Source organism: Sphingobium amiense (assembly GCF_003967075.1).
Classification (GTDB): domain Bacteria; phylum Pseudomonadota; class Alphaproteobacteria; order Sphingomonadales; family Sphingomonadaceae; genus Sphingobium; species Sphingobium amiense.
On record NZ_AP018664.1, the window covers coordinates 120,216 to 138,852 of the forward strand.

The 18,637-nt window shown below is 61.9% G+C and carries 17 protein-coding genes and 4 pseudogenes; 8 read left to right on the forward strand and 13 right to left on the reverse strand.

Annotated elements, in window-relative coordinates; translation table 11 throughout:
• Positions 1-53 precede the first annotated feature (53 nt).
• The 3 genes and pseudogenes from SAMIE_RS00620 to SAMIE_RS00630 all read right to left on the reverse strand — a co-directional run.
• Positions 54-509 (reverse strand): annotated as a pseudogene (locus SAMIE_RS00620) (tyrosine-type recombinase/integrase); the annotation flags it as partial.
• A complete protein-coding gene (locus tag SAMIE_RS00625) occupies positions 506-1,420 on the reverse strand; it encodes a tyrosine-type recombinase/integrase (protein WP_019053427.1) in 915 nt (304 codons plus the stop codon). The pseudogene SAMIE_RS00620 and the gene SAMIE_RS00625, both read right to left, overlap by 4 nt.
• Positions 1,414-2,961, reverse strand: a complete 1,548-nt coding sequence (locus SAMIE_RS00630) for a tyrosine-type recombinase/integrase (protein ID WP_126516688.1) — start codon at positions 2,959-2,961, stop codon at positions 1,414-1,416. The genes SAMIE_RS00625 and SAMIE_RS00630 overlap by 7 nt, the downstream gene beginning before the upstream one ends.
• Positions 2,962-3,170: 209 nt before the next feature.
• On the opposite strand from SAMIE_RS00630, the gene SAMIE_RS00635 reads away from it, so the two are divergent.
• From SAMIE_RS00635 to SAMIE_RS00645, 3 genes are read left to right on the forward strand one after another with little or no spacing between them, the layout of a single operon-like run.
• Positions 3,171-4,898 carry a strawberry notch C-terminal domain-containing protein gene (locus SAMIE_RS00635; protein WP_232037441.1) on the forward strand — a complete coding sequence of 576 codons (1,728 nt, stop codon included), beginning with the start codon at positions 3,171-3,173 and terminating at the stop codon, positions 4,896-4,898.
• A gap of 19 nt (positions 4,899-4,917) precedes the next feature.
• The gene (locus tag SAMIE_RS00640; protein ID WP_066704270.1) at positions 4,918-5,331 is read left to right on the forward strand and encodes an MbcA/ParS/Xre antitoxin family protein; all 414 of its coding nucleotides are present in this window, start codon (positions 4,918-4,920) and stop codon (positions 5,329-5,331) included.
• Entirely contained in the window at positions 5,328-6,050 is a 723-nt protein-coding gene (locus SAMIE_RS00645) for an RES family NAD+ phosphorylase (protein WP_408641251.1), read from the forward strand. The genes SAMIE_RS00640 and SAMIE_RS00645 overlap by 4 nt, the downstream gene beginning before the upstream one ends.
• Position 6,051: 1 nt before the next feature.
• Here the strand turns inward: SAMIE_RS00645 and SAMIE_RS00650 are convergent, their stop codons facing one another.
• Together SAMIE_RS00650 and SAMIE_RS00655 are read right to left on the reverse strand one after the other, a co-directional pair.
• Positions 6,052-6,636 carry an SLATT domain-containing protein gene (locus SAMIE_RS00650; RefSeq protein ID WP_066704264.1) on the reverse strand — a complete coding sequence of 195 codons (585 nt, stop codon included), beginning with the start codon at positions 6,634-6,636 and terminating at the stop codon, positions 6,052-6,054.
• Positions 6,629-7,783, reverse strand: coding sequence for a nucleotide-binding domain-containing protein (locus tag SAMIE_RS00655; RefSeq protein ID WP_332004652.1), 1,155 nt, complete (start codon positions 7,781-7,783; stop codon positions 6,629-6,631). The genes SAMIE_RS00650 and SAMIE_RS00655 overlap by 8 nt, the downstream gene beginning before the upstream one ends.
• Before the next feature lie 118 nt (positions 7,784-7,901).
• On the opposite strand from SAMIE_RS00655, the pseudogene SAMIE_RS00660 reads away from it, so the two are divergent.
• Positions 7,902-8,051: pseudogene (locus SAMIE_RS00660) on the forward strand (transposase); the annotation flags it as partial.
• Between the two features lie 35 nt (positions 8,052-8,086).
• On the opposite strand, the pseudogene SAMIE_RS00665 reads toward SAMIE_RS00660, so the two are convergent.
• A pseudogene (locus SAMIE_RS00665) lies at positions 8,087-8,425 on the reverse strand (integrase core domain-containing protein); the annotation flags it as partial.
• 153 nt (positions 8,426-8,578) lie between these two features.
• Here SAMIE_RS00665 and SAMIE_RS00670 point away from each other — a divergent pair.
• A complete protein-coding gene (locus SAMIE_RS00670) occupies positions 8,579-9,871 on the forward strand; it encodes an IS110 family RNA-guided transposase (protein WP_019052494.1) in 1,293 nt (430 codons plus the stop codon).
• 213 nt (positions 9,872-10,084) lie between these two features.
• Here the strand turns inward: SAMIE_RS00670 and SAMIE_RS00675 are convergent.
• Positions 10,085-10,914 (reverse strand): annotated as a pseudogene (locus SAMIE_RS00675) (IS3 family transposase); the annotation flags it as partial.
• A 157-nt stretch (positions 10,915-11,071) separates the two neighbouring features.
• Between SAMIE_RS00675 and SAMIE_RS24075 the strand changes: the two are divergent.
• Complete coding sequence (locus SAMIE_RS24075) at positions 11,072-11,248, forward strand: universal stress protein (RefSeq protein WP_408641270.1); 177 nt, start codon at positions 11,072-11,074, stop codon at positions 11,246-11,248.
• Positions 11,249-11,471: 223 nt separating this feature from the next.
• Here the strand turns inward: SAMIE_RS24075 and yegS are convergent, their stop codons facing one another.
• The 3 genes from yegS to SAMIE_RS00700 form a co-directional block, all read right to left on the reverse strand.
• Positions 11,472-12,386: a lipid kinase YegS gene (gene yegS / locus SAMIE_RS00685; protein ID WP_066522403.1), complete on the reverse strand. Its 915-nt coding sequence runs from the start codon at positions 12,384-12,386 to the stop codon at positions 11,472-11,474.
• A 34-nt stretch (positions 12,387-12,420) separates the two neighbouring features.
• Positions 12,421-13,716: an NAD(P)/FAD-dependent oxidoreductase gene (locus tag SAMIE_RS00690; RefSeq protein ID WP_066703033.1), complete on the reverse strand. Its 1,296-nt coding sequence runs from the start codon at positions 13,714-13,716 to the stop codon at positions 12,421-12,423.
• Between the two features lie 332 nt (positions 13,717-14,048).
• Positions 14,049-14,798 (reverse strand): sulfite exporter TauE/SafE family protein, encoded by a 750-nt coding sequence (locus SAMIE_RS00700; protein WP_066516474.1) that lies wholly within the window; start codon positions 14,796-14,798, stop codon positions 14,049-14,051.
• Between the two features lie 97 nt (positions 14,799-14,895).
• Between SAMIE_RS00700 and SAMIE_RS00705 the strand changes: the two genes are divergently transcribed.
• Positions 14,896-15,786 carry a LysR family transcriptional regulator gene (locus SAMIE_RS00705; protein WP_048575776.1) on the forward strand — a complete coding sequence of 297 codons (891 nt, stop codon included), beginning with the start codon at positions 14,896-14,898 and terminating at the stop codon, positions 15,784-15,786.
• A gap of 20 nt (positions 15,787-15,806) precedes the next feature.
• On the opposite strand, the gene SAMIE_RS00710 is transcribed toward SAMIE_RS00705, so the two are convergent.
• Positions 15,807-16,460: a glutathione S-transferase family protein gene (locus SAMIE_RS00710; protein WP_048575775.1), complete on the reverse strand. Its 654-nt coding sequence runs from the start codon at positions 16,458-16,460 to the stop codon at positions 15,807-15,809.
• A 13-nt stretch (positions 16,461-16,473) separates the two neighbouring features.
• Positions 16,474-17,397, reverse strand: coding sequence for an alpha/beta hydrolase family protein (locus SAMIE_RS00715; RefSeq protein ID WP_048575774.1), 924 nt, complete (start codon positions 17,395-17,397; stop codon positions 16,474-16,476).
• 61 nt (positions 17,398-17,458) lie between these two features.
• Here SAMIE_RS00715 and SAMIE_RS00720 point away from each other — a divergent pair, with 61 nt between their 5' ends.
• Positions 17,459-18,028 (forward strand): TetR/AcrR family transcriptional regulator, encoded by a 570-nt coding sequence (locus SAMIE_RS00720; protein WP_048575773.1) that lies wholly within the window; start codon positions 17,459-17,461, stop codon positions 18,026-18,028.
• On the opposite strand, the gene SAMIE_RS00725 is transcribed toward SAMIE_RS00720, so the two are convergent.
• Complete coding sequence (locus tag SAMIE_RS00725) at positions 18,025-18,618, reverse strand: ABC-type transport auxiliary lipoprotein family protein (RefSeq protein WP_020820686.1); 594 nt, start codon at positions 18,616-18,618, stop codon at positions 18,025-18,027. The two genes, SAMIE_RS00720 and SAMIE_RS00725, sit on opposite strands and share 4 nt — an antisense overlap.
• Positions 18,619-18,637: the final 19 nt, after the last annotated feature.

The window sequence follows — 18,637 nt, forward strand, 5'->3', positions numbered from 1 at the left end:
CTCAGTGGAAACTTATGCCCCTCCCGGGTCAACTCTCAGTGGAAATCAACAGCCAGATGCAGCATCGCGCGATCGCGGGTGCCAAGGCGTGTCCGGGGATCCGGGGCATCGAGCAAAGCCTTGATCTCGGCCCGGTCGAGGTAGTCGATCAGCGCCTTGTCGGTCTTCTTGGTCGGGATCGATCTGACGCGGAGGGCCAGATCCAGGCAGGCCGGAATCCGATACTCGATGTACCGGAAGAAGGACCGGATCGCGGCGAGCCTGCCATTGCGGGTCCGCACACAGCTGCCGCGCCCGGTCTCGACATGGTCCAGGAAAGCCATGATCATGTCGGGGCCGAGATCCTCGATCTCAAGATCGGTCGGCCGACGCTTCAGCCGATCGGCAGCGAACTGAACGAGGAGGACGAAGCAGTTGGCATAAGTCTTCACTGTGTGCGGGCTGACAGCACGTTCGCGTGGCAGATGCTCACGCAGGTATGCCGAGAGATGCGGAGCGAGCGCCGTCATGCCGCCTCTCCCCGGTAAAGCTGCTCGCTCGCAGCCGCAATGTCGCGCAGCAGCACCGGAGTGGCCTCGAGATACCAGTACGTGTTGGCGACCGACGCGTGCCCCAGATAGACACTGAGACCGGCCATGTGGTGAGCGATGGCCTCCCTGTCAGGTGGGCAGGACTCAAGGGAACGGACAGCGAAGGTGTGCCGCAGATCGTGGAGTCGCATGCCCGCCGTACCGGTTGGTCCACGATATCCGAGCTGCCGGGCCAATCTGACGAACACGACGTGGGCGCGCACCTTGTGCGGTGCCCGTCCCCGGATAGTGACGAACAGGTCGTTGCCCCTGGCCGCGTGCTTCTCGCGGAGGGCGAGATAGGCTTCGAGTGCTTGGCGCGTCGATGGCTGCAAGGCAATCAGCCGCTGCTTGCCAAACTTGCCGTTGCGGACGATCAGGCCATCCTCGACCAGATCTTTGCATTGTAATGCGAGGGCCTCGGAAATCCGGAGACCTGTCGCCGCCAGCAGCCCGAACAGGTAATGGTACGTGTGTGGGCTGATCGTGCCTTGGGGTGGAACGTCCAATGCAGCAGTCATGATCGCCCGCACCTGGTCCGGCTCAATGATGGTCGGCGTCGGGCGTGGCCGCTTGCCCCGACCGAAGACGCCGGCAGGCGGAACTTCGTGGCCTGAATCTTCGGCGTGAGCGAAAAGGCTGAAGTTACGTGCGGTGTCGAACCTCCGGCGGGCCACATATTGTGAGCTCGACGTATGGCACCAGTCGTAGATGCGCTGGACCTGAGTGTGCCGATCGCCGAAACCCCCGGCGTAGGCGGCGTACAGGCGCAGCATGCGTTCCTGTTCAGAGAACTTCAGCCCGAGGCTGCGATGCAGCGCCACGTATCTGGAAATGTGGATGTTCAGCATGACTGTTCTCCCGGCCAGGGCTGCGCGATCTTCATGAGCATCGGCAGATCGACCTTGGCGTAGATGGCAGTGGTCTCGGGCGAGCTGTGACGCAGGATGGTCCCGACGGACTCCAGGCCTGCGCCCGCGCGCAGCAGGTTGGTGGCAAGCGAATGCCGGAATATGTGCGACCCGGTCGGCACTCCTTCGATCCCACCGCGGTCGCGCGTACGAGCGACGATGCCCGCTATCTCAGCGGACGAGCGGAATGGCCGAAACGGTGCTTGTGCACGCAGGAACAGATGCTCTTCGGCGGCCTTCGGGCGGGCTGCCGCAAGATATGCCAGGATCGCGTCGCCAACATCCTGCGGCAATGGCAGGCGGTCCGGTCGACGCGTCTTGCCCTTGACCGTCAGGTGGCCGGATCGCCAGTCGATGTCGTCGAGACGCATGTTCTGAATATCGGCAGCCCGCAGGCCGAGCCTGGCGAGCAGGAGAATGATGGCCTTGTCCCGGACTTCCACCGGACGATCTGTCGGACAGGCCGCAATGATCCTCTCGATCGTTGCCGGGTCGACGTGGCGCGGCAGCGTCGAAAGGCGGTAGCGCTGTACTGATGGAACTGCATGCAACAATGCCGGCCGGCACTCGCCACGCACGACCAGAAACCGGATGTAGCTCCTCATTATCGTGACGAGCAGCGATGCCGACCCCGGCGTCTCCTTGCTTCGTCGTTGGAATGCGCTCCTGAGTCCGGCGGCATCCCATTGCGCAGGCTCGCCCAGCATTGGCATGAGCCGTCTGATATCAGTCCGGTAGCGCCGGATCGTCTCGTCCGTGGCGCCGCGGTGTTGCTTGAGCCATGCCAAGTAAGCCGACATGTGCGGGTCATCGTCCGCCACCGGTTCAACCAATGGGATGGCGCCCCGGCCTCGCAGGAACTCGACGAAGTGCCGTGCGCATCGCCGCCGCCGCTTGGTGCCCGTTGCGACCAACTTGCCCCGCTTGCGCCAGACCGGGCATCGGCAATCATGCGCTGCATAGTGGTCGATGATCGTGTCATCGATATCGATCCATTGGCGCCGCGCCATGCGAAGCCAGGCCACGAAATGCTCGGCCTCGGACCGATAGGCCTGTGCCGGTCCCTCGGCAAGTTGCAGGCGATCGATCGCATCGGAATAGTCGGCGAGGTGCCGTGGCAGATCGTCGATCCCGTCGTCGACTTCGACGTAGCCTTGATCTTCCAGGAACCGGACGAAGCGCCTGACCCTTGCTGCTTGGTCAGCCTTGTAGTGCGCTTGCTGCGCCGAATACCGGTGGCACCGGCACCCATGCTTTTCGAACCGCCGGACAGCCCGATCGTCAATCGTGCGGATGGCGATCCTATGCAGGCCCAGCCAATGCAGGAAATGGCGGACCGCCGCGCCATACAGAACCGCACAGCCTGACTTCTCGTCGAGCGACTGAGAGGAGAGGAATGTGGTGAGAAGGGTGCCGTGACTGGGCGGGTCTTCGACCCGGAGCGGGGCCGCTCGAAACGGCAATGATGATCTTGATCGCATGTTGGTTCCTTCGACTTGTTGAGGTCGAGGGAACCGTAATTATCTGGAGTGAAATCATGGAAAACCGAAGGAAACCTGCGCCTCCCGCCACCACGCTCGACATAAACTGCGACTGCAAAGAATATGTGATCGACTACCTCACCAAAAGCTTCCCGGTGCGGCTGATGGCTGTTTTCACCGACGAGAACGGCAATCCGCGTTCCGAGCCGATGAACGACGAGAACGGTGCACCGGTGCTGTGCCGCTCGGCGCTCGCCGCGCGCGACCGGATGATCGAGCAGCTCTGCGCCTTGCCGCCGATCGCTACCGCGCTCGACGCGATCATCGAGCGGTTCGGGGGCGACCAGGTCGCCGAGGTTACCGGGCGTACCCGCCGCCTGATCGTCGGGCGCGACGGGCGTCAGCAACTCCAGTCACGCAGCCCCCGCGCCAATGTCGCCGAGACCCAAGCGTTCATGGACGGAATCAAGCAGGTCCTGGTCTTCTCCGATGCCGGCGGCACCGGACGCAGCTACCACGCCGACCTCGCCGCGAAGAACCAGGCTCGGCGGGTTCATTTCCTGCTCGAGCCGGGCTGGCGGGCCGATGCCGCGATCCAGGGGCTCGGCCGGACCAACCGCACCAATCAGGCCTCGGCGCCGCTGTTCCGTCCCGTCACCACCGATGTGCGGGGCGAACGCCGGTTTATCTCGACCATCGCCCGGCGGCTCGACAGCCTCGGTGCGCTCACCCGCGGCCAGCGCCAGACCGGTGGACAGAACCTGTTCGATCCCGCCGACAATCTCGAAAGCGCCTATGCCAAGGAAGCGCTCCACCGCTGGTTCGGCCTGCTGTTCATCGGCAAGCTCGAAGCCGTGACCCTCGCGCGGTTCGAGGAACTGACCGGACTCAGGATCGAAGGCTCCGACGGCTCGATGGTCGATGATCTCCCTTCGATCCAGCGCTGGCTCAACCGCATCCTCGCGCTACCGATCGGCTTGCAGAATGGCATTTTCGATGAGTTCCTCGGCCTCGTCGAAGCACGGATCGATGCCGCGCGGCAGGCGGGTACGCTCGATCTCGGGGTCGAGACCATCGCAGTCGAGCATTTCGATATGCTCTCCGACACGCTGTTGCGCACCGATGCGCTTTCGGGTGCGACGACGCACCTCCTCGAACTTGAGATCGCCCGCGCGCTGAAGCCGTTGCGCCTTGAACGGCTTGAGGAGCTTTACGGCTTTTCGGGCGAGCGCCAGCAGTTTCTGCGCAATGCCCGTTCAGGCCGGATCGGGCTGCTTGTCCCGGCGCGCAGCCTGCTCGCTGATGACGGAACCCGGGTTGCCCGCTTCGAACTGGTCCGGCCCTTGAAACATGGCCATCTCACCGCCGAGCAGCTTGAGGAGAGCAACTGGGAGCCGGTCGATCCCGCCGAGTTCCACCGCCTCTGGCAGGTAGAGGTCGACGAGGCGGCCGCGAGCCACAAGCGCGAACGCCTGCATCTCGCGACCGGCCTGCTGCTGCCGGTGTGGGACAAGCTCCCGTCCGATTATGTTCGGGTGAGCCGGATTTCGGCGCGCGACGGGCGCTCGCTGCTCGGCCGCGAGGTGCCGCTCCACTGCGTTCCCGAACTCTGCCAGGCGCTTGGTCTTGAGAACGAACACGCGTTCTCGGCCGAGCAGATCGTCGATACCGTGCTCGCGGCAGGACGGCCGATGCAGGTCAAGGGCCGCGAGGCGCTCACGCTCAAGCGCAGCCTGGTCAACGGGGCGCAGCGACTCGAGCTCGCCGGTTGGTCTGCGGCGCGGCTCGACTGGTACAAGGCGCAAGGGTGCTTTACCGAGATCATCCGCTATCAGACGCGGTTGTTCGTGCCGACGGCAAGTGCCGCTGTGGTTCTGGCTCGGCTTGCCGGGCGAACGAAGCAAGTATTGCCAAATGACAGCATATATACCATATAGTGCCATATGGAGATTTGATATGTTGGCTTTGCAACCCGTTGATACCGTGCCCCAGGCGTTCCGGCCCGATCCTGTCACCCAGGAGGAGGCGGCCGCGATGTTCCGCGCGGTACTGAACCTGTTCGGAAAATGGGACCTCACCGATGAGCAAGCCGCGACTTTGCTCGATATGCCGGTGCGTTCCTATCGGCGCTGGAAGGCCGAAGGGCCGGGCCGAGTCTCACGCGACGGCGCGGCGCGGCTCTCGAACCTGATGGGGATTCACAAAGCGCTGCGGATCATCTTTTCCGAAGCCCAGCGAGGCTTCGCTTGGATCAAGGCCGACAATGCGGCCTTCGCCGGATCGAGCGCGCTCGACGTCATGCTTGGCGGTGAACTTACCGACATCATGCGTGTGCGCCGCTATCTCGATGCGACACGCGGTGGCTGGTGACCGACGCCGATATTCCCGTCAGCCATGTTGAGTGGAAGGGCGCGGTCAGAATCATCCGCAGCGCCTTTCCGCCGATCGACCTGTTCGAGGATCTCGCCGACCCTGCCGACTGGCCCCTGCTGATTTCGGCCGAGCAGAAGACCAATCCCCGGATCATGGCGACGATCGGCAATCTCGATCTTGTGCCGGTCGAACGCCGGGTTGGTGGAAACGGCGCATCCTATCTGATGGCGCCGTTTACGCATGTCAGCACGGACCGGCCAAGCCGCTTCACCGATGGCAGCTACGGCGTCCTTTATGTGGGACGGGTCTTCGAGACGGCGCTGTTCGAAACGATCCATCACCATGCCCGATTCATGGCCCGGACGGCTGAAGCGCCCGGTTGGACTTCGCAGTTTCGCGAGATCGTCCTGTCGGTGGGCGCCGATCTTCACGATCTCAGGGGTGGCGATGCCACTGACCATCCTGCCCTCGATTCCGATAGCTACACGGGCTCGCAAGGCATCGCGATCACGCTCAAGGCTGCCGGTTCCAATGGCGTAGTCTATCCGAGCATTCGGCATCCTGGCGGTGAATGCGCCGGGTTATTCTACCCCGATTGCGCTTCCGAGCCCATCCAGGGACGCCACCTTGACTACCATTGGGACGGCACCCGCGTCGATCTGGTGCGAGACGCAGGAACCGGGACGGTTTTTCGGGTGGTGAGTCTGGCCGGATGAATCAAATGAGCCGACAAACTATAGCGGCTATACTCGTTAGCGTTGCTACAGCTAATGTGAGCGAGAGGGACAGGGGCATTTTGTCGCGCCAGAACGTAAATTGCTTCTGCTCGTCAATCCATTCAATCTGGTGCTGCCAGAAGAACTTGTAGTGGGCATACCAGTCGCTGAAGAGGATTTGTTTGGACTGGTTGGAGCCGAACACCTCCGATTGGAGGTCGTCTAGGCGCTCGCGGTAGACCGCAAGGTCATCGTCCTCACCCGTCGCCTGCACGTCGCGGTAGAGGTCGCGCAGCCGATAGAACAGGGCCGTGAGCCGCTCCCCCTCCTCGCAATAGGCAACCTTGTTGTGATCGTAGTGCGTGACGTAGAGGCTCGCGATCCCGAGTACGACAAGGGTCGCGGCAATCCACTTGCTATTCAGTGGTTCGTAGATGAGCGCGAAGACGCCCACGGCGAGCGAGAGGAAGCCGATGAGGCCGGGAGCCTTCTGCACAACGTCGTGCGTGGCAAAATTCTTCTTCGCCCCGAAACCGACGTTGTAGCCGGTCTCAGCAATGCTCCTGAGCAGCCCCTCCCTATTCATCCTCGTCCTCTTGGTTCGCGCTGATAGGGACGTGGATGCGGTCGGTCGCCACGACTACATCGTTAATGAGGGCATAGCACTCGACAACGTGGTCGCCCTTGAATTTCGTATGCTCCACGTTCCTCTTGTATCCCTCGTCGGCGACTATCTGGCCCCGGATGCAGTCACGGTTGATAGCCTCCTGCCCCCGATTGAGCACTTTCCAGAACAGACCGTAGGAGCCGGGGATGTCCGTCTCGACTACGGAGAAGGTGAGCTTCTTACGCGGCATTAACAGGGTGCGATTGCTCAGCATCTCCCGCAGGGAAGCGGGTCGAAATCCGTTCTGTTCGACCTGGCAGTCGATACGGATGTTGTTACGAATGTCGATGGTGGCGAATACATCCTCGGGGAACTCCTCCGTCATGCGGACAGCATGGCCCGCGCGGTCGGTCAGCGCCGCCTTCTCCACCTTCTCGGCAGCGGGGAACAGCCGTCCGTATACCGCGCGCCACTTGTCGTTCTGGTTGTCCTTGCCCTCGGCCTCGATTGCCTTAAGGCAAAGCTCGTGGGCCTTCTTCGCCTTGCGCTGGAAATTCTTTTTCACCTTCACCCGCTGGCCGCTCCCCAGCGCAGCAAAGTAGTCCTGCTTGGGCAAGTCCTTGAGATAGGCGAAGAAATCGCGGCTCATCCAGTCATAATAAAGATAGCTCTTGTCGTCATACTCGCTGGTTGATTTTAGGAAGTTGTGCGCAAGGGTGTCGATCAGGAGGCCGCCGATCCCCACTCCGTGCTTGTTCTTCCAAGCCCGCGCCATCTTGCAGAGCCGCCGGAGGTTGTTGTTCTTCTCCGCCACAAATTCCGACATAGCCTGTATCTCGTCACGGGGCTTGGTGATCTTCCAAGACCCGCCGTTGTAGGTGTCGGGATATTTGAAGCTGCCGTCATCCTGCTCGAATACGGGCTGAGCCTCCACGGTAAAATTGGAATAGACGGCCTGAACAACAAGCCGATCCACCCTGACGGTCGTCTTGGGGTAGCGCGCGCGGATGGCGGCGGCGGCGTCGGACAACAGCTTGGACTGGCCGCCGTCTTTGTAGTTATCCCACTCACCCTTCGGCATGATGTAGAGCATGTCGAGGTCCGAGATACCCTTAACCCGCCTTATTCACCAAAAGTGTCCTGAAGGGTTGGCGGGAGTGGCGTAAGCCTCTGATCTGAATTAGGAACTGGGTGTCTAAGCCGAACCTGCCGCAGGGCAGAAAATGCCACGGGCCACACCCGCCATGAACGATGATATCGCAAGCTCATTTGGATTCCCAGCAGTCGGCCGCAAGAAAATCACAGCTGCGTTCGACGGTGGCCGGCTTACCTCGGATGGCGGTGTTCTACTGCTTGCACAGGCCGAGCGCGCGATGGGGATTTGCCAGCGCCTGGTGACCGGCCCCCACCGAGTGGTCCGTGTGATTTGTTAGTGTAAAACTGCCTCCGGCGCCATGGCTGGCCGCAGGTGAAGCGAAGCGGAACCGGAGGGCAGCCATGGCGGTGTTGCCGTTTCCGGGGCCGGAGGCCGATAGCCCAGCGAGCTGTGCGGCCTAACGGTGTTGTAATGCCGGCGCCAGGCTTCAATCAGGATCTGGGCTTCAGCCAAGGTGTAGAAGATTTCCCCGTTCAAGAGCTCGTCGCGCATCGAGCCGTTGAAGCTCTCGCAGTAGCCATTCTCCCATGGGCTGCCCGGCGTGATGTAAAGCGTCTTCACACCGACCTTCGCCAGCCATTCCTGGACGGCGTTGGCGATAAATTCGGGGCCGTAGCACATTGGGAAGCTGCCCCTCGAAGGCAGCATTCGCCTTGATGGAGACAAGGGCGCGTAGCGCCCGACGGCTTCATCAAGGCGGCCATGACCGGCCAGCAGGTCTCTAAAGTGAAGTTGTCGACTCAACACTTTGGAGACTGACCGACCATGACCAAGCGCAGTTCTACTCCGGCCGATGCCGTGCTGGTAGCCATCGATATGTCCAAGCACCGCCAGGAAGTGCTGATCGAACGCCCGGAGGGCGGACGACGTCGCCGCATGACAGTCATGGCTACCAAGGCTGATTACGACCGCCTCGCGGACGATCTGGCAGCCATCGGCAGACCTATCGTCGTTGGCTTTGAGGCCACCGGCAACTACCACCGTACGCTGGCGCACCGACTGCTAGCTGCGGGTTTCGAGCTGCGCCTGATTTCGTCGGTCGCCTTGGCACGGACGCGTGAGGCGTTGCATAATGGCTGGGACAAGAACGATTCCAAAGACGCCCAGGTAATTCTGCACATGCTCCAGATCGGCGCCACTCAGCGCTACGTCGACCCGCTGGCCGCCGGCATCAACGACCTGCAGGAGATGTCGAAGACGCACGAGGCCATTTCCAAGGCGAAGACGCAGACCTGGCACCGCATCCTGACCCATTACCTGCCTTTGTATTTTCCCGAGATCGAACGTTTTGCGGGCAACAGCCGGTCCGACTGGTTCCTGGCTCTGCTCGAACGGTTTCCGACACCGGCCAGCATGACGACGCTCGGTCAGGAGGCCTTCACGCGCGAGGCCTGGTCACTGGTCGGCCGCAAGGTCTCCAAGGCCCGCTTAATCAACGATATCTACGAGACGGCCTGCGCCTCGGTTGCACTGCCGGTCGACGAGGAATCCGTCGCGGTCGCCATGTTCCGCATGGTCATCGCACAAGCCCGCAGCCTGATCCGGCAACGCGATGAGATCGAGCGGACCGCCAATGCCATGCTCAGCGAGAACCGCGACTATCAGCTCCTGCGCATGATCCCCGGGATCGGCCCGATCAACGCGCTGACGATCCTCGCCGAGGCTGGCGATCTTCGGCGCTTCAACCATCATCGCCAGTTCCTGAAGTTTTGCGGGCTCGACCTGGCCACCTGTCAGTCAGGCACCTTCCGAGGCCGAACCAAGCTCTCGAAGTACGGCAATGCCCGGCTACGCCGCACCTTCTGGATGGCGACCCAGGTCGCCATTCGCCAGCGCGACAACAGTTTCCGCGACAAGCTTGGTCGCTATGTGGCCGGCCACGGCAACGACCCTGATCGCCGCCGCAAGGCGATGACCGCACTCACCGCCAAGATGGCGCGCGTCGCGCACGCCGTCATCAAGACGGGAACCGAGTACCGTCCGTTCGTCGAACGGACGGACACCAGATGGAAGGACCCCTCTCTGTGGAGCCGTGAGGGCGCAGCCGCGACCCTGTAGATAATGTTCGGGCCTTCCATCTGGCATCCGCATCTCATTTTAAGGACGGTGAGGACCACGACCGGTGCGGTCGCTGGATCCTGTGTTTGCTATGGCCGAGAGCGCATTCCTTGACGATGGAAGCCATCTGGATCAAAAAGTCATCAGCGCCGATCACGCTCGGCGCAACGAGACCTGCTGGCCTTTTCCCGCCGCTGCTTCCCAACCTAGGACGTTATCTGACCGTATGTGCGCCGGCGGACCACGTGTGACGAACAACTCGGCGAGAGCTGCCAGAACGTCCTCACTTCGCAACCGCCGCGCCGCCGGCAGAGCCAGGCACTCCCGACTGGCCTCGTCGATGATCGACAGGATGCGGAACTTGCGACCGTCATGCGTGCGCCCCTCGACGAAGTCGTAGGACCACACATGGCCCGGATACTCCGGCCGCAGACGGATACATGAACCGTCGTTGAGCCAGAGCCTTCCACGCTTCGGTTGCTTGTGCGGCACTTTGAGTCCTTCGCGGCGCCAGATGCGCTCCACCCGCTTGCGGTTCACATGCCACCCGGCATCTCGCAGCAAAGCCGTCACCCGCCGATAGCCATAGCGACCGTATCGCCGAGCCAAGGCGATGATGTCCTCGGTCAGCGCAGCTTCGTCATCCGCCCCGCGCGGCGCCTTGCGCTGTGTCGATCGATGTTGCCCGAGCACGCGGCACACCCGCCGCTCGGACACCGGCATCATGGTCCTGATATGATCGATACAGCGCCGTCGGCGCGCGGGGCTCAGAAGTTTCCCCTCGAAGCTTCCTGCAGGATCAGCTTGTCCAAGGTCAGGTCAGACACCGCCCGCCGCAACCGGGCGTTCTCCTTCTCCAGCTCTTTCATCCGCCGAGCCTGATCCATCTTCTGACCGCCATATTCCTTGCGCCAGCGATAGTAGCTCTGCTCCGTAACGCCAATCCGCCGGCACGCATCTGCCACCGTCCCGCCCTGCGCCAGCACGATTTCCGCTTCACGCAACTTGCCGATGATCTCTTCCGGCTTGTGCTTCCTCGCCATTCCATTCCTCCTTCGTGGCCAATTCTAAAATAGAAACTGGGCCACTCAGAAGGGGGCAGATCATAGCGATCGTAAGCCTGACTATTATGGTGAGGAACCAGGAGAGAATTTGCTCGCGCATCTCGATCGTCACGGGGCTATTGTCGAGATCGCCAAGTTGGCGTCGCAGGGTAAATCCGTGGCGGACACCATTCTGGATTATGCGGCATCCCAGCAGGCGAGCCTTCTGGTCCTGGGTGCTTACAGTCGCTCTCGCACGGCAGAGAGATTGTTCGGTGGTGTCACACGATCCCTTATCGCTGACGCAGAGCTGCCGCTCCTTGTTTCCCATTAGCATGCCCTGATTTACAGGCTTTTACACGCTCTGCCGCCGAAGAATGACGGGTTCAACGCACACGCGGTGTCATACAACGGAATTCACAGGCCGGTTTCGCGGGCGCCTTTGCTCTCGGCGCAAGCTGGCGCGCACCATATTTCAGAGCGGAACACCCTCATTGAGGGTATAGCGCGGATAGTACGCTAACCAACGCTAAAAACGAACGGAATGTGAGCTTGCGTTAAGTCATCAAGGCATCATTTCCCAGATGCAATGGCATGGCGAGCGTTCGACACTCCGCACGAAAACGTCGGACCTGAATTGGTTCCCCGTCGAGATTCATGCTGACATCATGATCGGACTCGAATTCGATCCAGGGACTGCGAGTGGCAATCTTGAGATCATTGATCCTATCGAGCCCTTCGTGCAGAAGGCTGGCAAGTACATTGAGCCCCGCATCGCGGCTGAGTTCTGGCAGGATCATCAGATCCAGTTCTCCATCGTTCAGCAGGGCGCCAGGGCAGAGCTGGATGCCGCCTCCTGCCTGGCGACCATTGCCGATTGCCATTGCGATAAACGAACCTTCCCAACTGAAATCGGGAGTCCGGAAGCGCCCCTTACACCCCGTGAACTCCCTGAGCCGTCCCATGCCCGTAAGAAGATAGGCCAGGCCACCCAGGCGGCTCTTCAAGGCAGGATCGGTTTCCGCAGTGACCCGCGAGCCAAAGCCGCCGGACACGAGATTGACGAAAGGCGTTTCATTCAGCATGCCGATGTCGATCTGGCGCGCCGTCGTGCAGAGGCTCAATCGCAAAGCCGCGGTCAGATCGTCGACCGGGATTCCCGTCGATCGTGCAAAATCATTGGCGGTGCCGAGCGGCAGCACGCCAAATGAGCAATCGCCAAAAGATCCCGTTTTATAAGCGGTCGCAAAGACCTCATTGACCGTGCCGTCGCCTCCACCGGCGATGATGCGATCCACCTCGCCCTGCCGGGCCTGGCGGACAGCGTCCCTGGTGAAACGACGGGCATCGCCCGCTTCCCAAGTGACCCGTACATCGACCATGTGGCCGTCGTTCCTTGCCGCCTGAACGGCCGCGCGGACACGCTCCTCCTGTGCCGCCTTGCCATGAAGAATAAGCCTGGCCCGGATCATTTCGCTCGCTCTGACGGCCGTGGCAGCACTGATATCATGTTTTCTCGTTCTCGGATCGGGATCGTTCTTTCCTAGCTATGCCGGTGTCACCACGCCCTGTCAGCAGGCGCGCGCCGCGGCCATATGTGAACCAGGCCCACGACCAATTGACGTAGACCATCAGCCTGCTTCTGAAATCGACCAGCAACATCAGATGGACCATCGACCAGCCAAGCCAGGCAAGAAAGCCCTTGAGTTGGAAACGACCGAAATCGGCGATCGCGCGGGATCTGCCGATGACCGCCATCGTACCAAGATCGCGATAGCGAAACGGCACCGCCTTTTCGCGGCCCGCGATCCGGTCGGCAATCAGTCTTCCGACATATTTTCCCTGTTGCTTCGCCACGGGGGCCAGGCCGGGCAGCGGTTTGGCCGTGCCCGGATCGAAGCTGGCGACGTCGCCGATCGCGAAGATGTTGGCATGCCCGGGCACGGAGCAATTCTCCGTCACCTTGACGGCGCCATTGCGCGCAGCCGCGGCACCAAGCCAGATCGCGGCGGGCCGCGCTTGCGTGCCCGCGCACCATAACACGACAGCGGCGTCGATCCGCTCATCGCCCAGAACGATCCCGTCCGCATCCACGAGCGTGACCGCCTCGCCCAGACGGACCTCGACGCCGAGCGAGCGAAGCGCGCCCGACGCATAGTCTGGCAGATCGCCGGGAAATGCGCCCAGGACATGCTGGCCAGCCTCGCACAGGACGATGCGGGCCGATTGGGGATCGATATGCCGGAAATCACGGGCGAGAGTGGTCCGTGCCAGTTCAGCAATGGTGCCGGCCAGTTCGACACCGGTCGGACCGCCCCCGACGACTACGAATGTCAGGAGCCTCGTCACCTCCGCAGGATCGTCGCATTGCTCGGCGCGTTCGAACGCGAACAGCAATCGGTCCCGGATCGACAAGGCGTCATCGATCGATTTCAGGACCTTTGCGTGGTCCGCCCACTCGTCACGGCCGAAAAAACTGTACGCCGCGCCAGTGGCAAGGACCAGATAATCGTAGCGGAGCGTTCTGCCGTCTGCGAGTTTCACGACCTGCGCGGTCGGTTCGACGCCAGTCACATCGGCCATCAGGACGCTCGCATTGCGGTTTCGCCTCAGGAGCACCCGGCTCGCCGTGGCGATATCAGCCGGCGACAGGGCCGCTGTCGCGACCTGATAAAGCAATGGCTGAAAAAGATGGTGATTGGTACGATCGACGAGGAGTACATCCGCATCCGCGTGCTTTAGCGCTTTCACAGCCGCCATTCCGCCAAAGCCGGCGCCCACGACCAAAATCTTCGGTCGCATCCTAAATTCTCATAGCCATTCCGACGGGCCTCCATCTTCGCTTCTGTAATCACGTCCATTGCTGCGATTTGCAACCGACCCTGCCGATAAGGCGTCCGCTCCCGACTATTGTGTCATCATCGATCACCCGGCCTGCTCACGCGGATCTAAGTGGTGACGAAGGTGCGAGAGCACATCTCCGCGCGGAAGGCTGGGCACACCGCCCGTCCGCCGTTGTGCCGTGCCAGAGGGCAGCGCCCGCAAGCAACCCGCCCGGCCAGAGCGAAGCGGAGGCCGGAAAGATAGATCGGATCAGGACATGGGAAATCGAATGCCCGAGAAATTGAAGCTGATTACAGCAGCGTCCGCGATGCCATCTCGCATCCGAGCAGCAGCAGACAGATCAGGAATCCACGGCGGAAGGCGACCGGGCTGATCCGGTTGCGAACGTGCTGCCCCGCCCACATGCCTGCTAACGACGGGATCACAGCAAGCGCCGACAGCGCGAGATAATCGCTTTGGAACGCGCCGCGCGCTCCAAGTCCAATCGCCAAAGCAATCGTCGACACAGTGAATGACAAGCCGAGCGCCTGGACCAGATCGTCCTTCGACAGCCCGAGCGCCTGAAGATAGGGCACGGCCGGTATGACGAAGACGCCGGTTCCGCCCGTGATGATACCGGTGATCCCACCGACAAGCGGCGACAGCCATGTCTCGACCTGTCCCGCGACACTGAACTGCCGAGCGAACAGCGTGTAGGTGGAATAGATGATGAGCGCGATGCCGAGCAGCAGCGTCGTCACTCCCGTATCGCCGCTGGCGATCCATCTCGATCCGAGCAGCGTTCCGACAACAACGGCCAGCATCATCGGCCAGAGCCTCCGCAGCAGCGCTCCAAAGCTCGGCCCCGCGAAGAGTTGCCAGACATTGGTGGCGAAGGACGGCACGATCAGCAGGCTTGCGGCCACCAGTGGAGAGATAAGCGCACCGAGCATGCCCATCGCCACGGTCGGAAGGCCCATTCCGGTGACACCTTTGACGAGGCCAGCGGCCAAAAAGGTCGCGAAGACGGCGGCGAGCATTACTGTCGGAAGATCAAACATGCCCCCTGAATATCCGCCTGGACGCCGTGGACAATGCGGATGAGTTGATGTCTGGCTTCGGCTATGCCGAAGCCAGACAAGCGGCTATTCTTGCCGCATGCGCTTCGATCTGACCGACCTTCGCCTGTTTCTCGCTGTCGTTGATGCCGGCAGCATTACCCACGGTGCGATCGAAGCGGGGATGTCGCTGCCGGCCGCCAGCGAACGGCTGCGGGATATGGAGGCGGCGGGCGAAGTGCTGTTGCTCCATCGTGGCCGTCGCGGCGTGGTTCCGACGGAGGCCGGTGAGGCGCTAGCCCATCATGCCCGTGCGATCCTGCACCAGGTGGCCCAGATGCGTGGCGAGCTGGGACGTTACGCGAAAGGACTGCGCACAGAGGTGCGCATCCTCGCCAATACAGCGGCTATCTCCGAGTTCCTGCCCGAAAGGCTTGCGCCCTGGTTGACGGCCCATCCTCAGGTCGATGTCGAACTGAAGGAGCGGCAGAGCACTGAAATAGCGCGGAGCATTGCTGCCGGCTTTGCCGAGATCGGCATCCTGTCGAATGCTGCTGGCACGGAGGGGCTGACTTTGCGCCCCTTTGCCATTGACCGGCTTGTCATGGTGTTCCCGGCCGATCACGATCTGGCAGGAAAGCGACAGGTTCGCTTTGCCGATCTGCTGGACTGCCATTTCGTTGGATTGATGGACGGTGCCCTGCAAAAGCATATCGAGATGCAGGCGGCACGGCTGGGAGCGAAGATCAAGCTGCGTCTGACGCTTCGCGGTTTCGACGGCATCTGCCGTATGGCGGGCGAAGGTGTCGGCATCGGGATCGTGCCGGAAACGGCGGCACGGCGCGCGAAGCGCTCGACGCGGATGGCTTTCGCGCCGCTTACAGACGATTGGGCAACGCGACAACTGTCGGTCTGTGTCCGAGATGAGACGGCATTGACTCCCGCCGCGCTTAGCCTGCTCGATCATTTGACTTCGAGCAGCGCCTGCTGAGCGGCGTGAAGCGCTCCATGTCAGCCCATAGCTTCCAGGCTGATCGCCCGCCGAACGGCGGGGCGCGCCAGCACCTTGGTCATCAGCCGCGCCCAATTGGGCCAACCCGCCTCCATGTCGAGGCCGATGCGACGGCCCCAGAGCCAGAACACGCTAAGATAGGCGTCGACGACAGTATAGCGGGCAGGGACGGCCCAGTCGCGGCCATCGGACAGGATGCGGTCGATATGGTCATAGGCGGCGCGGATGTTCTCCAACCCCTTGCCCTTGACCGCCTCATGCAGCGTGGGGTCGGGCACGAAGCGGTGCGGACGCCAGAGTTGGCTGTAGCCAACGCCGTGGAGATCGACGGAGATCCAGCTCAGCCATTCCAGGCATCGCGCCTCGGCGGCAGCATCGGCAGGCACGAGTTTCGCCTCGGGATAGCTGCCAGCCAGAAACAGCAGGATGGCGACGGATTCGGTCAGCAGGTCGGGCGCGCCGCCGGAGCCACCGGAAACGCCAGTGAGCGCCGGCACCCGGCCCCTGGGGTTGAGCGCCAGATAGTCCGCCGTCGACGTCCCCTCGCCATTTTTGGCGGAGCGGATCTCTGTCTCATAGGGCTGGCCGATTTCTTCCAGAACGATGCGGACGGCGAGCGAACAGGCTCCGGGCGAATAGTAGAGACGATGCATTTGACCCTCCAGTTCAGCGGGCAATGGCATGGTCAGGCCAGCGATTGCGGCCGTCGCGCAGCCACATCAGGGTATCGAGCCAGAATCCAGCGGCATGGCTGTCGTGGAACAGGCCGAAATGCCCAATCTCTTCGCGACCGTAATCCGATGGCTGAAGCAGCACCGACGTCCGCTCGGCGCCGGTGTAATATTCAAGCGTTCGGCGGATCGCGGCCGGTGTGCCAAGCTCGTCATCGCAAACGCTGACAGCCAGCACCTGGGCGGACACGGTCGCCATGCGCTCCAGCACACTTTGCCGCTCGTCGGGCGGGTAGCTACGCTCGAACCGTGACCCGCGAAAGCTCCATTCATGCGCTACGCCAGCCGGCAGGTCTTCAAGCCAGTTCAGCCTGCGACCAGGGAAATAGCCGAAAGCGTATGTCAGCGCAGGCATCGCCACATGCCATTTGAGGAAGAGAGGGAGTCGGCGACGGGCGGCATAGTCGCCCCACCAGGCATATTGCGCCCCGACAGTCAGGATGCGCGCTATGCGCCCGGCGCTGTCAGCAAGTCCCGGCAGAAAGCCGCCTATACTGTGGCCCACCACAAGCAGCTGGTCGCTTCGGCCGTGCTGTCCGATAAATCTGATAGCGCCCTCGAAATCCCGCTCGCCCCAGTCGCGCCAGCGATAGCCACAGCCTCTCAGACGCTCGGGTCGCGACAAGCCGATGCCACGATAGTCGTAAGTGAGCACGTCGAACCCGTGCCGGGAAAGGAACCGGGCATAACTATGGTAATAGCGGGCGAGGACGCCGGTGGCCGGATTCACGATCACCGTTCCGATGGGATGGGCCTTGTTCGCGCGCCAGAGATGGCCGCCGAGACGCACCCCGTCAGGGCAGGAAAGTTCAACCGTTTGCCCGTCAATAGTCGTGGAGTGCGAAGTCAAGCTGCTCATGACGGATATGATATGCGGAGCGATCGCTTGAGTATATTCACTGGTCGGTATACATTGCGGTATGACCAGAACCGATGTGCCCACACGCGATCGAATTATCGAGGCGGCCGGCAAGCTCTTTCACGCCGAGGGAATCCGCGCCGTCAGCGTCGATGCCGTCGCTGAGAAGGCGGGCCTGACCAAGCGGACGCTCTATTACCATTTCCGTAGCAAGGACGATCTGATCGCGGCGTATCTGGAAACGCGAGACCAGCCGAACCTTGCGCTGTTCCAGCGCTGGTTCACTGAAACGGTGGGCAGCACGGCCGACAAGGTGCAAGGCATCTTTTGCAATCTTGCGGCTTCCGCACGGCATCCGAAATGGAAGGGCTGTGGGTTCCTGCGGACATCGGTTGAGCTGATCCACCTGCCGGGGCACCCTGCGATCCTTGCAGGACGCACGCACAAGAAGCGCGTAGAGGACTGGCTGTGCTCGCTGTTTGCAGATGTGCGCCCACCAGACGAGGCCCGGCGTCTTGCGCGCCAGATCATCCTTCTGCTCGACGGGGCATTTGCCGTCGTGCTGCTTCATCGAGACCCGAGTTATATGGAGAGTGCTGGTGAGGCAGCGGCGCAGTTGGTCCGAGGTTAGTGCACAACCTCACACCATTCCAGGATCTGGAGCGTATAGTGCGATACGGCCCGATCGAACGCGGAAGTGATGGCTGACTGGCTGCTGGCGGATGCGCGCTCATCGACCGTGAAGCGGCGGCTTGCGATCGGTTGAAGACTGGCGGAATCGACAAGGGTGGCTGAGCCGCTCACTCTTATCGTCGGAGCGTCGGATTTTTGGGCGTTTCCGCGATAATCCGCTTCGAAACGATCTATCGTCAGGTGCAGGAGCGGGGCGCCGTTGCCCCGGGCGGCAGCGGGCAGGAGGCGAACAGAAGAGGTCGCCTGTTCGAAACGGCGCATCACCGCCTGGGTGAACAGGTCCGGTGCTGGCGCAACCCAGCGCGCATCCTTGATATAGAGGACGGTGTCGCCATGAGCCGTCAATATGCGGTCACCGTCGATCTCGGGAGCGAACCGGACGCGCCCCAGCGTTACAGGCTTTTTATCCCGCTCTATTATGGGGGCCTCATGCGCCGGGTCTTCGACGATGCCGAAGCGATAGAGGTTATCGGGCGGTCCGCTTTTCAGAACGGAGACACAACCGGCCAGCGGCAGGACAGCGGTCATGATCGCGATCCTGGCTCCA